General features: G+C 50.1%; 8 protein-coding genes. 6 read left to right on the plus strand and 2 right to left on the minus strand.

Going from position 1 to position 15,257, the window contains the following annotated elements:
* Positions 1–262 precede the first annotated feature (262 nt).
* The 3 genes from Enr17x_RS10275 to Enr17x_RS10285 are packed head-to-tail and all read left to right on the plus strand — an operon-like array spanning position 263 to position 8,355.
* Entirely contained in the window at positions 263–3,640 is a 3,378-nt protein-coding gene (locus Enr17x_RS10275) for a PD-(D/E)XK nuclease family protein (protein WP_145308384.1), read from the plus strand.
* 9 nt (positions 3,641–3,649) lie between these two features.
* Complete coding sequence (locus tag Enr17x_RS10280; RefSeq protein ID WP_145308386.1) at positions 3,650–7,174, plus strand: UvrD-helicase domain-containing protein; 3,525 nt, start codon at positions 3,650–3,652, stop codon at positions 7,172–7,174.
* 8 nt (positions 7,175–7,182) lie between these two features.
* A complete protein-coding gene (locus Enr17x_RS10285; RefSeq protein WP_145308388.1) occupies positions 7,183–8,355 on the plus strand; it encodes a class I SAM-dependent methyltransferase in 1,173 nt (390 codons plus the stop codon).
* A 77-nt stretch (positions 8,356–8,432) separates the two neighbouring features.
* Here the strand turns inward: Enr17x_RS10285 and Enr17x_RS10290 are convergent, their stop codons facing one another.
* Entirely contained in the window at positions 8,433–8,933 is a 501-nt protein-coding gene (locus Enr17x_RS10290) for a hypothetical protein (RefSeq protein WP_145308389.1), read from the minus strand.
* A 370-nt stretch (positions 8,934–9,303) separates the two neighbouring features.
* Between Enr17x_RS10290 and Enr17x_RS10295 the strand changes: the two genes are divergently transcribed.
* From Enr17x_RS10295 to Enr17x_RS10305, 3 genes are all read left to right on the plus strand, one after another.
* Positions 9,304–10,503, plus strand: coding sequence for a Gfo/Idh/MocA family protein (locus tag Enr17x_RS10295; protein WP_198001084.1), 1,200 nt, complete (start codon positions 9,304–9,306; stop codon positions 10,501–10,503).
* Between the two features lie 113 nt (positions 10,504–10,616).
* Positions 10,617–12,188, plus strand: a complete 1,572-nt coding sequence (locus Enr17x_RS10300) for a dicarboxylate/amino acid:cation symporter (protein ID WP_145308391.1) — start codon at positions 10,617–10,619, stop codon at positions 12,186–12,188.
* A gap of 208 nt (positions 12,189–12,396) precedes the next feature.
* Positions 12,397–13,962, plus strand: a complete 1,566-nt coding sequence (locus tag Enr17x_RS10305) for a GAF domain-containing SpoIIE family protein phosphatase (protein WP_145308393.1) — start codon at positions 12,397–12,399, stop codon at positions 13,960–13,962.
* A gap of 26 nt (positions 13,963–13,988) precedes the next feature.
* Here the strand turns inward: Enr17x_RS10305 and Enr17x_RS10310 are convergent, their stop codons facing one another.
* Complete coding sequence (locus Enr17x_RS10310) at positions 13,989–15,257, minus strand: GNAT family N-acetyltransferase (RefSeq protein ID WP_145308396.1); 1,269 nt, start codon at positions 15,255–15,257, stop codon at positions 13,989–13,991.

A 15,257-nucleotide genomic window follows, 5' to 3' on the forward strand; every position in this document is an offset into this window, starting at 1 on the left:
GAACACAATTCAAACTTACCAGAATTAAAACTTCAAAACGTTGAAATGTGCTTTGTCTGGCATTGAAACTCGGAAGAGCTCCATTTTCTATTCTATTAGTGTAGGCGATCGGCAAAGCAGTGGCAAGATTTGCTCTGTAACCAAAATGCCTAAAACAGGTTAATCTTAGAAATACCTCTGAAATTGAATTCTGACGCGCTGCCGGATACAGTTCATTCTGGATCCGTTTTATTGGACTTTTTCCTTGATCGAGCAACCACAAATGCAGCCTGAAGTTCAAATATTGATTGGTACAGCAGGTTCCGGGAAAACAGAACAGCTACTGGATCGGTACCGGGGGGCATTACAGACAGGGCTGTCGCGGCATTGTCCCGGAACGACACTCTGGATTTCTCCGACAATCCGATCACGGCGGCAGGTTCTGGATCAGTTACTTTGTGAGGAGATGCCGGTCTGTTTTGCACCAAATGTTTATACATTTGAAGCGTTTGCCGAGACAATTCTTAAGTCTTTGGATGAACCGATCCAGACCTTACCCGAAATTTCCAAACGATATCTGCTACGGACAATAGTGGATGATTGCATTGCCGCCGGACAGATTCAGTATTTCAGTTCGATAGCGGGCACGACTGGCTTTCTGGATCTGGTATCGAGTTTTATTTCCGAATTAAAAAGAGAAGAGATCTGGCCGGAACAGTTTTCGAAGGCTTGTGACCTACTTAATTCCGATTCGCGACACAAGGACCAGGAACTGGCTCTAATTTATGACCGGTATCAAGTTGCCTTGCATGAGATGCGACGTTATGACTCAGAAGGTCGTTTCTGGTCTGCGAGAACAGCTTTGCAGGAAGGCAAGTGGGGGCCCTTTGGACAATTTGATCTGGTTGTACTGGATGGCTTCGCCGACTTTACACACACGCAGTACGAGATACTGGAACTGCTGGCACGTCGAACGGGACAACTTTTAATTTCACTTCCGCTGGAAACCGAGATGCGGCGGAACGATCTGTTTGCAAAATCAGTTGTTGCTAAAGGGGCCCTGGAGTCGCGTTTACCTGGCACAATTAAAACGATCTGTTGTACTCCGAACGATTCTCAGACATCACTATGGCAAATCAGTCATTCCTTGTTTGATAACCCACGCTCTATTAAGCCTCTGCGGACCGCTGATCAGATCAAGGTACTGGCTGTCGCAGGACAGCGCAATGAAGTTGAAGTGCTGGCATCGGAAGTCAAGCAGTTGCTACTTCAGGGCATTCTGCCTGAAGAAATTACCGTCGCGTTTCGTTCGACGCAGGAGTATGGCGATCTGATTGAGGAAACGTTGACGGCAGCCGGGATTCCTTATTTTCTTGGTCTAGAGCAGGAGTTTTCCCGGTTTCCAGTCGTGCGCGCGGTCTTTGCCTTTCTGCAGATTGAACTGGATCACTGGTCTTTCGACAGCATGATGTCGATTCTGGACTCGAATTATTTCTGCCCGGACTGGCCCGAATATCGGGAAGGATCTGCTGTTCGATGCTTATCGCGTGCGTTACGGCAACTCAAGATTGATTCTGGTAAATCGGATCTTCTGAATGCACTGGAAAAAGAAAGTCAGAAGTCATTGGAACTGTGTGCCCGCTATCCGGGTCAGGCAAAGTGGGAATCCCTTCGGCAAGAGACTCAAGCCGCAAACCAGCTTGCCAGGCGGCTTGCCGAGGCAACACAGCGGTTGAGAGGAAAAGCGCCGTTCGTGACCTGGATTGAAATATTGATTTCACTGGCGAATGAATTTGGTTTGCCGAAGGCCTGGGAGGGGGCGGATACCGAGCAGGACCTTCTTGCTAGGCGGGATCAATTCGTCTGGGAACGATTTCAGCAACTTTTATTTCATGCGGTATCGCAGGTCGAACAGATTGAAGAGTTTCATCAACGGGCAGCGACGCCACTCGATTTGATGGAATTTCGGGGACTTCTACTGGATCTGCTGGAACAGCAGACTCTGTCACTGCAGCCTGAAGAGACGGGACGCATTCGCGTTCTGGATGTCGCACAGCTGAGAAATTTAAGTATTCCCTATTTGCTGATCGGCGGTTTGAGCGAAGCCAGTTTCCCACGCAGTCATCGTGAAGACTGCTTATACAGTGAAAAAGATCGAGGGGATTTAAATCAGAACGGGCTGTCGCTCAAAGTGCATGCGAACCAGCAGCAGGAGGAAATGCTGCTGTTTTATGAAGTGATGACCCGATTTTCAAAACAGCTCATTCTGAGTTATCCGGCAATCAGTTCAACCGGACAGCCGCTGTTTCCGAGCCCTTATCTGTCCGCATTGATTGATCTGTTCGAACCTGCGGTACTGACGGTTCAACATGTGGGCGAATTGAATCCGCTGCCACGCCAGGAGCAGACATTATCCACTCGTGATTTACGTGTGCTGTCGACCAATCTGTTGAAGCAGGGGCAAACCGGAATCTTTCTCAGTATGTTGAATGAACCCTTATTGAAAGAGACAGCCTTCAACATCCTGGCGGCATCTGAAATGGCGGTGGCACGTTTTGAATGTGAGGGATTTACAGAGTATGAAGGGATTCTGGTGTCGCCTCAAAACCGCCAGGCGATCCGTGAGCGATTTCCGCAGGAATACGAATTCAGCACAACGCAACTGGAGCTGTATTTAGCTTGTCCTTATCAGTTTTTTACGCAGAGCGTGTTGGGGATTGAGGTCCCGGAACCACCAGAGCTGCGTACAAATCATCTGCAGCGTGGCATTCACGTTCACAGTATTCTGACAAAATTATATGAACTCCTGATTCAGCAGGGTGAGACAGACCGGTTTTACGTCGCGGATCAGGTGGAATCGCTCTTTCTGGATTTGCTGGACGAGCGGGTTTCCGATGAAATTGCGGAAACCAAACTCCAGCAGGTTTTGTTGACGATTGAAAAACAAATTTTGGAAGACTGGGGGACGTTATTTGCGGAACAGTCGGAAATGTATGGCAGGCAATTTGATGAACTTTGGGATCAGCCACCGGCAATAGTGGGGCGAGAAGTTCCGTTTGGCAGGGTGCCGACAGAGCCCGATCTCACACAGGAACACTTTGGGCATCTGACATTAGGAAGCGGGGAACGCGAAACCCGTATTCGAGGTCAGATTGACCGAATCGATGTAGGACGGATGGAAGGAAAAAAATATTTCAACATCATCGACTACAAAACAGGGCGTGCGTTGCCGTCTGCATCAGAGATTCGTGCGGGAAAAAAAATTCAGCTTGCCTTGTATTTGATCGCTGCCCGGCGGCTGGAAATGATTGACATCGATGCGGAGCCGTTCCATCTAGGGTATTGGAAAGTCCAGGAGTCTGGCTTTGTGATGCCACTGCGTTCGCGGAAAAAATTGGTGGAGCCGATATCGGGTGAAGATCTGGAGTTGCTGGAAACTACCATGGAAGGTTTGGTTCCCCACTTAGCGCATTTGATTCGCGGCGGGATTTATCCAGTGCAGGTGGATGAGAAGATTGCACATCTCGATCCAGCGTTTCATTCTGTGTGCCGTTTCTCACAGGTCGAGAGTTACCGTGATTCGCTGAGCAAACAGATTGACTTATTGAATTATTCAGAAACAGAGTCGGACCTTTCCGAAGAAGATTCACCAGAAGAGTAGTATAAATTGATGTCAAACCAACCCACTTATACTGATCAACAGGCGGCTGCCATCAGCACGCGTGATGTTTCAATTGCGCTGTCTGCAGGAGCCGGTTGTGGCAAAACTTTTGTGCTGACACAACGGTTTCTGAAACTGATCGAACCGGGTGCGCCCGCTGATCGGCTGAGTCATATTGTGGCGATTACATTCACAGAGCGTGCTGCACGTGAAATGCGGGATCGAATCCGTGAGACTTGTCTTTCGCAACTGCGAAACTGCCCTGAGGATGAAGTGGCACATTGGCAGACCGTGATTCGCGGCCTGGATTCTGCGCGGATCAGTACAATTCATTCGTTTTGCACATCGATTCTACGAAGTCATGCCGTGAGTGCTCGATTGGATCCCCATTTTGGATTATTAGAGCAGGGGACGAGTGACACATTCCTCAGAAAAGTCGTTCGCGAGGCGATTCACGAACTTTTAAAACAGGAAAACGCCGACGGTATGCAGATGGTGTACCGCTACGGTCTGGAAAAAACGTACGAGCTTCTGATTACGCTGGTGCCACAGCAGTTTCGAATTGAATTCGAGCAGTTCGTCGGCATGACCGTTGAACAACTGGCAGGGCGGATGCGCGAATACTGGGAGTCGACTTTTATTCCGTTGCAGTTGGCGGAAATTGCGAACGCGGAGAGTACGCAGTTTCTGGTCAACCTGATGTCTGCCCATGAGCCCACGCATCCTAAAATGCGAGAACGATTTCAAGTGCTGCTCGGACGGCTTCCAGAACTGATTAACGGGTCAGCAAAACTGCGGGGAGAGTTATTAGAGACTTTGATCAGTCATGCCAAAGTGCAGGGGGCAGGGACAAAAAAAGACTGGGATGATGTGTCTGTTTATGAACAGATCAAAGACGGGTTTTCCACCTTACGGGGATCACTGGGGAAACTTTATGAAAGTCTCAAGCCGGATCCTGCACAATTTCAAATGGCGGCGGAATATAGTCTGGTCGTTTTAAGAGTCACCGAGTTTGTGTCAAAATGCTATCAACAGAGTAAAGCAGAAAAAGGGCTACTGGACTTCGATGACTTACTGTTACAGACTCGTGACCTGTTCCGCCGCGATCCAAATGCGCGCCAGAGAGCGGCTGCCGGGATTGAGTTTTTGATGGTGGATGAGTTTCAGGATACCGATCCGGTGCAGAGCGAAATTGTGCGTTCACTGTGTGGTAAGGAACTGTTGACCGGTAAACTCTTTTTAGTAGGTGATGCGAAGCAGTCGATTTATCGTTTCCGTCGGGCTGATCCGGAAGTCTTTCATCAACTGCGCATGGAAATTCCGGAAGCGGGACGGCTACCGCTGAGCACGAATTTTCGCAGTCAACCGGCGATCTTAAATTTTACGAACTGCCTGTTTTCCTCGGCGATGGAACACTATTACGAGCCCCTAACGCCCTTTGATCCGGAACAGCATTCGCCGACGCCGGGGATCGAATTTCTATTTGCCTCTCCGGACGATCCGGATCTGAAAGGGGCGGATGCAGTGCGGGAGACCGAAGCGGAATGGATCGCGGCTCGAATTCGTCAATTACTGGAGGATGAAACGCCACGGATCTGGTCGAAAAATACGCAGACGGGTGAACGTGAATTGCGGCGGGTTGAACCGGGGGATATTTGCATTCTGTTTCGTTCTCTCTCAAGCGTCAGCATTTATGAAAAGGCGTTACAACAGCGGAATCTGGATTATTATCTGGTCGGTGGGCGCGCCTTTTATGCTCAACAGGAAATCTATGACCTGAGTAATCTGTGCCAGTATCTGGATAATCCTGATGATGAATTGAGCCTGTTGGGCGTCTTACGTTCGCCTTTTTTCAGCCTGTCGGATGACACCATTTATTCGATTGTTCGTAATGCAGAGACACTCTCAAAGGCGATGCGGGAGATGCCTGCTGACGACGATCTGCAGCCGCGGCAGAAACGACAGGTTCTGTATGCACAGCGCGTGTTAGCAGAACTACGTTCGAAAAAGGACCGGCTGTCACTGGTTGAACTATTGAATCTGGCGCTGGAACGAACGGGCTATGATGCGGCGCTGTTGAATGAGTTTCTGGGCGATCGCAAGATTGCGAACCTGCGCAAACTGATTGAAATGGCCCGCAATTTTGAGTCATCAGGGTTGTTTACTCTGAAGGACTTTGTGCAGAGGATCAGAGATTCGATTCTGGAAGAAAGTAAAGAAGAACTGGCGGCGACGCTGCCGGAAACGAGTGATGTGATTCGCTTGATGACGATTCACCAGTCAAAAGGGCTCGAGTTTCCGGTTGTGATCGTGGCGGACCTGGATCGGAAATCTCAAGGTGCCTCGAAAGATCCGTTTTTGCATCCCGAATGGGGGGCTTTGTTGCCTTTACCTGCGGTGAAGGGGACTGTGCCGGAAAATTATGCGTTCCATATGCACCGTGTTTTGGAACAGCGGGCCGACGAAGAGGAAACCGTGCGGCTGTTGTATGTCGCCGTTACGCGTGCCGCCGATTATTTGATACTTTCGGCAGGATTACCTTACAGTCAAAAGTTTCAGTCACCCTGGATGAAACTTCTGGCACGCCATTTCGAATTGTCCACCGGGGCGCCTGCCGTTGATCCTTACCTGGGGCGGCTTTCACTGGGGGCAATTCCCGCTGATCAGATTCCTGAGATTCGTGTGCATCATCAGAAACCCGAGCCTGTCACGAAGGCAGCGAAGAAACAGAAAACTTTGAAGCCGAGTCAGTTTTTTGAAGCATTGGAGCAGGGAACGCCGTCAGCATTCCCGATGTCTTTTGGGGAAATTCCTCCGCAACGCGCGGAGCGGACGCATGTCAGTGTCTCTTCTCTGGAAGTCATTGACGCTGAATTACAACAGTTCCCGATTCATTTTCAGGAGCCAGTAGCAGGTGCCGTGTCTTTGACGTCCGACGAAGCGACACTACTCGGAACACTAACGCATGAAGTCATCGAACGTCTGGATCCACAGCAGCCTGATCAGGCTGCCCGGATTGTGGAGTCTGTTCTGCTCGAGCAACCGCAACCGATTCAGGAGAAACTTCAGCCTTTGATCACGCAACAAATCTCCGCCTGGTATGAGTCTGATTTGTGTCAAATGCTGCAGACTGCCCGGGTGCACTATCGGGAACTTGATTTTCTGTTACATTGGCCAGACCCGAATTCAGGAGGGGGCAGCGATCCAATAACGGTTACCGGGACAATCGATGCGATTCTGCAGACAGAGGAGGGGCGATGGGTCGTACTAGATTACAAAACCGGTTCCCGCCTTGCTCAAATGACAGAAGAACAGCTCATTGAAGAGTATGAATTTCAGCTGGGAGTGTATACACTGGCGGTGGAGCAACTCATTGGCGGTCAGCCGGAATCGGTCGGTCTGGCTATGGTGCATGATACTATCCGTTTTGTAGAATTCGATTTGAATCCGAAGCGACTTGATGAAGTTGCCGAGAGACTGTCTCAGGCGGTTTCCCATTTGAATCAACTTATGCCAGCGACAGAAAGTCGTTAACCAGTCCCATGTCCAGCGAGTCACATTCCGAGCTTGATTGCTTTCGTCAACTGCATAATGCTCCTGAAATCTTTGAACTGATCCAACAGCATTCCGGATCCGAATTCCAGTTACAGAAACAGTTACGGGAAACCTATTCTCAGGATCTGGTGCGGGCGGCGTTAACGTTATTCGAACTTCGGATACGAGGACGGGCCAAGTTTTCTAAAGCAGACCAGATGTGGTTTGACCGTAAAAGTCTGGAACAGGCGACCCCCGAACTGGTTTCACAGCACAAAGCAGCCCGCTTTTCCGGAACCGTTTATGATTTTTGTTGTGGCATGGGAGGCGATCTGATCGCGCTGGCAAAACATGCGCATGTGACGGGCGTTGATCTGGAGCCTGTGTTGTGCCAATTTGCACATTGGAATAGCGACGTTTACGGCGTGTCGGATTCAGTGAGTGTGATCAATTCTCGCCTGGAAGAAATTCGGGATCGCGAGGGACGATTGCACATAGACCCGGATCGGCGGCCGCATTCCGGGGGGAAAGTGATTCGGATTGAGGATTATCTGCCTGGACTGGAGACACTGTTGGAGTTGATTGAACAGTTTCAAGGCGGTGCAATCAAGCTCAGTCCTGCCAGTAATTTTGCAGGTAAATTTCCTGGCACCGAGGTAGAACTGATCAGTCTGAATGGAGAATGTAAAGAAGCAACGATCTGGTTTGGTGACCTGGCAGGGGACCAGGAATATCGGGCGACGGCCATTTCAAAAACGGGCGAAGTTGACAGTATCGCCGGTCATCCGATGGATGCCTTTGTGGATCTCACAGAGCCCGGGGCATATGTTTATGATCCCGACCCGGCGGTGGTCCGTTCCGGTTTACTCGATGTGGCAGCAGATCAGTATGGAGTAAGCCGCCTGGATCCTGAAGAAGAATATCTGACATCTACCGAAGCAGTAGAGTCTCCTTTTTTCAGACGATTTCGTGTTCTGGATGACTTACCCAACAATGACCGGGATTTGAAAAAATATTTTCGGTCTGCCGATTTTGGGCAACTGGAAATCAAGTGCCGCCGCATTCCGGTGTCGATTGAAGCATTACGCCGCAAACTGTCATTGAAAGGGAATGCGGCGGGAGTGTTGATTATTGCCCGTTTACAGGGAAAATCGCGGGCGCTGATTTGCGAACGCGAATAGTTTCACAGGGTGTAAAAAAACGAGAGCCTGCCAGAGGCTCCCGTTTTATATTGATTTCATTCAACTCATCAATGGGTTTACTGTGCCTGACGGAACTGGAAGCGGTCCATCGGTAGCAGTTGTTGTGGTGCTGAGGGTGCATTATTAAACACGAAAGAGAATGCATAGCAGACCACCATTCCAGAAGTCATTTCTGCGACATACAATCCGCCTTCCGCAAACTGGGCACGTCCCTGAGCAGGCAAATTGACATTCCCTGATACAATGACGTAATGAGGTTTTGCAGTCGGGTCAACGTTGAAGTCAGCAGCCAGATTTCGAAAATAAGCGTGTGTGAACTTACCCGTTCGTGAGTTCAGGACCGCTCCCTGCAGACGTCCTGTCAGGAAGTCAAGCACGAACACCCCTTCTGCGTTTCCATTTTTAGTCGGAACGGTTGTAATGGCGAAGCGATCTCCGTCGCGGTCGGTCGCCACGGCGAAGGCTGGTTCGTGTGGCCAGAAATAGGATAAACACATGCCGCAAATGATGCCGACTGCCAGCCATAGGAATCGGCGTTCCCCAATTCGATTTTTCACTACAAATGCCTCCCGGTGTTGTTCTGTTTTCAGGCGGAGTGCTTTATTGGTCACTCAACCGCGGAATTGAACTTTGAAAATGTTGAAACTGGAATAGCTCTCCTGTGAGAGATCCACTTAACTATTGTACCTAAGAATAAAATTCCTCGCCAGAGTTGTTTGCTGGCAAAAACGGAAAGCGGGAGTCCTGGAAAAGGCCTGTTCCTTGCTCCCGATATTTGCCGTTGGTTGTAATTCCGATCGTGCAAAAGTATGCTGCTTTGTAAGGAACAGTCTTCAGGACTGGTCAGATTCAACATCTCGCTGCTCAACTCTAACTCGTCTCGTGGTACGGGTATAGAATGAATCAACAAGAGGAAGGAAGTCAACAATGGAAACAATGAACGGTCAACTCAATCGTAAATTGCGGATGGCACTGGTAGGTGGGGGACAGGGGTCGTTTATCGGTCGGGTGCATTCCATTGCCGCCTGCCTGGATAATCGGGCCGAGTTGGTGGCAGGGGCTCTGTCGTCCAATCCCGAAAAAGCAAAAGCATCAGCGCCCGCTTATGATATTAAGCCAGACCGGGCCTATGGTTCCATTGAAGAACTGGTCGAAAAAGAATCAGCGCTTCCAGAGGATCAGCGGATTGATTTTGTCAGCATTGCGACGCCCAATTTCACCCATTTTCCGATTGCGAAGACGGCTGTGGAAGCCGGGTTCAATGTGATCTGTGATAAGCCCATGACCTTTGACCTGGCACAGGCCGAAGAATTGAAAACACTCGTCGAGAAATCAGGCGTGGTGTTTGCCGTCAGCCATAATTACACCGGGTATCCCCTGGTGCGGATGGCGCGAGAAATGATTCTGTCGGGAGAACTGGGTGAGATTCAGGCCGTTCGCTCCAATTATATTCAAGGCTGGTTGCGTTCTCGCCTGGAAGAGGAAGAGCAAAAACAGGCTGCCTGGCGCACCGATCCTGCAAAATCGGGAGCCGCTGGTGCTTTTGGTGACATCGCCACACACGCTTATAATCTGGGCCGTTATATGACGGGACTTTTGCCGGAAGAGATTTCGTGCAACTTGAAGATCTTCGCCCCCGGACGCCAGTTGGATGATTACGGTCATGCCGTAATTCGTTTTCAAAACGGCGCATTGGGTACTGTCACCGCCAGCCAGATTTCACATGGTCGGGAAAATGATCTGTTTATCGAGATCGACGGTACCAAAGGCGCGCTGGCCTGGCGACAGGAAGAACCGAATCAGATGGTGATCCGTCGCAACGGGCAACCGCATTCGATCTATACACGCGATCCGAATGCGCCGTTTATGAATGAGATGGGAGCGGCTGCCTGCCGATTGCCTGCAGGACATCCGGAAGCCTTCTATGAAGCGTTTGCCAATATTTACCGCGGAGCATATGACGCGATGATCAGCCGGATAACCGGACAGCCCTTCGAATCCAAAAATACGATCTACCCTAATGTGTACGATGGGGTGGAAGGGATGTTCTTTATTCAGCAGTCGGTTGCCAGTAGTCATGAAAATGGTGCCTGGCTGCCGTTTCAGTGTGATAGCGCTCGCAGCTAGAATTTGATTGAAAAGTGCTTTGATCAAGTCTGATACGTCTGCAATCTGAGAGGATGGATTGTGGTAGTTATTTTTACGTACTGTAATAAATAGAATCGGGAAGTTGGTGTTTCATGAAGAACCTTCCACTGCATTATCAAATTTTAATTGCTTTGATCGCAGGGACACTTCTCGGTTTTGTTTTTAACCCTGGTGAAATTTCACTGGAAAAGCTGTCTTTGACGATCACTCCGTCAGATGGCGGTTTCCAGGTTTCACAGGAAAACGGGGCGCAGGATAAGGAAGCGTATCAATTCGAAGATCGCGCGGAGTTACTCAAGCGGTATCCTGAATTGAAAGACCTGTTTGCCGAAGGAGAGCTTGAGAAACCGGTGACGCTGGAAGTCACCGGTCGTTCTATTCACATTGTCGATTCATTCAAGAAAGTCGAATTGACTTACACCCGGACTGTGAATGAGCAGAGCACTGTGACTTCGTATTCTGCACCGAGCGGTGAAGCGCTGGTGAAAACCTATCCACAGTGGAAGGTCGATTACGAATTGTTTGGGCTCGGAATTTCTCAGAAAGTGATGGCGATCTCCAAGTGGGTCGGCGACTTATTTCTGCGGTTACTGAAAATGGTGACGATCCCTCTGATTGTGACCTCGTTGATTACTGGAATTGCCAGCCTGGGAAATGCGGCCCGATTCGGCGCCATGTTTTCCCGGACATTGCTGTATTATCTTTCGACCAGCCTGCTGGCGATTTTTACTGGAATTTTTGTGGTGAATCTGATCCGACCCGGGATCGGGGCTGTATTGCCTGGAGGCAATGGGTCTCTCTCTTCCGGGCAGGAATCAATCAGTTCCATTTTTCTGGAGATGATTGACCGCCTGGTTCCGACGAACATTATTCACTCGTTAGGCGAAGGGGAATTTCTTTCGATCATTTCTTTCAGTATGCTGACCGGGATCTTTATTCTGCTGGTGGGGGGGAAGCATGGTAAAGTCATGACGGACTTTTTCCAGGCCGGTTTCGAAGTCATGATGCGGATGACGATGTTTATCATCAGTCTGGCACCGATTGGCGTGCTGGCGTTTATGGTGTATGCCGTTTCGTCTCAGGGGATTGAGATTTTCAAAATACTGAGTTGGTACATGGCGGCTGTCTTTCTCGCGTTATTGATTCATGCGGTGGTAATTTTACCCTGTCTGCTGAAATTTGTCGCTCAGCGTTCGCCGCTGGAATTTGCCCGCGCCATGAGTCCGGCGTTGATGACAGCATTTTCGACCGCGTCATCCAATGGGACGCTGCCTTTGACAATGAGTTGTGTGGAAGAAAATGCGGAGATTTCCAACGAAGTCAGTTCGTTTGTACTTCCGTTGGGCGCGACGATCAATATGGATGGGACGGCGTTATATGAAGCAGTTGCCGTGCTGTTTATTGCACAAGCCTATACGGGAGAAGTGATGCCGCTTTCCCAGCAGCTTGTGGTGGCGATTACCGCTTTACTGGCGAGTATTGGTGCTGCCGGCATTCCGCACGCGGGTCTGGTGATGATGGCGATTGTCTTGCAGGCAGTGGGGCTACCGCTCGAGGCACAAGGAGTGATCATCGCTGTGGACCGGGTACTGGATATGTGCCGAACTTCTGTGAACGTCTGGAGTGACTCCTGTGGCTGTGCCGTCATTGAACGCTATCGCTAAGCAGTTGAGGTTCAAGTTGACCGGTGACAAGTTCACTGCAAGCTGCTAAAAACCAGAGTTGGTTGCGATTTCCTGAGAGAAAACCGATTCAACCGTCATAACCGGCCCCGGGAGTATTTTGCCAGCACCTGCCTGTCGATAGAAGAAAACAGAGCAATCCGCTCAGTTTCTCGCATATTTTGTATCGGCGCTTCTTGGATCAGGTGAAATGGAACAAACAATCACCCCACCTCTGGAATGGGTTCAAACCATCTGTGACCAGTTTACGGAGATCACCGGCTGGCCCTTACGGTTTACTCCCGCCAAGCCGGGAGAGCGGAAATCGCTGGAAGCCGAGCTGTGTCAGAGCGAGAAATACTGCTGGTATGAATCGATCGAAGATGGTAATCGCTGCCTGGGTTATCTTTATCTGTCGCTTCCCGAAGAGACCGCCAATGATCACCTGTTTGTGACGGCGATCAAATTTGCGGAATTGGTGGGAAGTCTGGTTTCGCGCATCGAAACAATGAGTTCTTCATTAGAGACGAAGAATAAGGAAGTTTCCACGCTGGTCGATGTCGGACTGTCTGTGACGAAGCAGGAAGCACTGCAGGATTCGTTGCAGAAACTTCTGGAAGCCGCTTTGCAACTGACAGGCTTTCGCGCTGCGGGCTTCTTTCTGTTGAACTCTGAATCGAATCAATTATCGCTACGAGTTCAATATTGTCTCACTGCATTTGAGATTCCCTTTCATCGTCGAAAACTATCAGAATCTCCCCCTGATCTGGAAGCATTTGCCAAAGAGGGGATGATCATCAATCGGCAGGACACGCCGGAGCTGGCGCACTGGTTACCGCAAGGTTGCCTGACGGGGATCTGTGTTTCGGTGCAGTCTGATTCGGGACCGTTTGGTACTCTCTGGGCATTCGATCGGCGTGCCCGCCATTTGAATGAGCGCGATATCCATGTATTGAAATCTATTGGGGCACAGGTCAGTACGATTCTGGAACGGGCGGTCTTAATTAAAGAGAGCCAGAATCAGCTTCGTCTGAAAAAAGAACTCAAGGTGATCTCGGAATCGTTTCCTGCGGAATTCGCTGAGGAATCGACGCAGGATCGTGAATTTCAGATTGCCGTCCAGTCGATCAGTCATCATGAAGTCGGGGGCGATTTATGCGAATTTATTTCGCTGGGGCCCCATGTGACCTGTTTTGCACTGGGTGATGCATCGGGGGATAGTATTCCTGCTGCCGTCGTGATGGCTTCGGTTCGCGGTGCTTTACGCACCTTGACGGAAGGTCCGATTGAACAGGCGAAAGATACGCGGTTTGTGATTGGGCGGATCAATACTGCCTTGTATCATACATCACTGCCTCATCAATTCATGAGCATGATGTATGGGGTGATCGATACGCAGAACCGGACGTTTACCTATACCAACGCCGGACATCCCGCGCCCTTCTGGGTGCATAAGGGAAAGATCACGAGTTTGACTTCGCATGGAATGCTATTGGGAGTCACTGAATCAAACGAGTATGATTATTCCGTGATTCCGATCTGCACGAATGACATTGTCGTTGGTTTCAGTGATGGCATCAGCGAAGCCATGAGCAGCGAACGCAAAATGTTTCGTTCAGACGGGATTATGAACGTCCTGAAAAATCATACCGAAGATACGGCAGAAGAAGTGATGCTGGGCATTTGGACTAAATTGCAAAAGCACCTGGAAGGTGGAAACGACGGGGATGACCGGACATTGATGGTCCTGAAATTCGCGCGGTGTACCGAGCAGTAATCCAGAAGTCCGCAGTCGTCTTTCTGTTAACCAACCACTCGAAATCGGCGTTGATCATCATTGGTTTGGGGCTTCTGATGATTATCCCATTCTGCTGGTGCTTCCGCCGTGATTTCAATGCTGGTGTCTGAGTCAGGCGTCTGCGACAATTTCAGTTCCGGTTTGGCGGATGCGACCAGTTCTGTTCGACTGGGTTTAAGCGGCGGTTGTTGAATCCAGCGGTTGAGACGTAAGACCTGTGATCGGGGCGCTGCGATGGGGAAATGCGAGCAGCGGTAGCTTTTCTGATCCTGATTTTTCCAGCTGTTGGCAAACTGCGGGCTGAGCAATGACAGATTCAGCGATGGTTCGTCATCGAGAATGGATTGTTGAATCATACGGGTGATGAGTGTCGTGATCACTTCCGGGGATGCATTTTGCTGGCGGCCTATAGCGAGGTAATCGGTACCATGTGCATGCTGTAGTCCGTACGCACAGGCAACCAGTGCGTGGTTGATAAACAAGGCATCAATTCGTGCGAGCCCCGCACGAACGGCAGGTCCGTGCAAATCGCGGAGAAAAGCTAGTTTCCTGCTACTTGAAAACGAACCGCCGGCAATGGTGCTTTGGTTTCCGAATGAAAATTCCATCTGTTCAAATTCGGTCCAGAGATCCCAGCGGGGATTCCAGCCGGGGGCGAGCGGATCTTCCAGTTGCGAGCGATAAAAGGCAACGTGTCCCGTTTTTGAGGTGGTCTGTTCTGCAGAAAAGATCTGTTGTTGTGTGTCTACAGAGCGACTGGAGAGATAGGATGTCCAGTCTGTGTCCTGGGTTTTCACAAGTGGCAGCTGTCGCCAGACGGACTGGCTTCCTTGAAAACCGACCGACTTGAAAGCGTTCGCAGTTCGTTTGCGATCCAGACCATCCTGGTCAATATATCGCAGGTCAATCAGATCCCAGTCACGTTTGGAGTTGCGAATATGTCTCATGGCAGTGACCATGGTGGCGGCCGGGTTCTGACCGATCTGGCTGAAGAATGCGCCCCAGCCATCAAGCGGATAGGTCAGGACGCGCATCGTCCCCATTTTGGTGGGAACCAGTTTCACAACAAGGGGCACAACGCCAATGACTTTATTTCCCAATGTGATCATTAACGTGCGCAGTTTGAGTCCTGCGCCGAAATGTCCCCAGTACTGTTCCAGAAACTCAGGAGAATGCGCGAACGTGATCCCTTTGGTTTTGCCGAGCAGTGAGCGCCATGCCAGCCGAAAATTGTCGATTCGATCGATGTCGTTGATTTCAGCAACTGTGATCAT

The organism is Gimesia fumaroli (genome assembly GCF_007754425.1).
Classification (GTDB): Bacteria; Planctomycetota; Planctomycetia; order Planctomycetales; family Planctomycetaceae; genus Gimesia; species Gimesia fumaroli.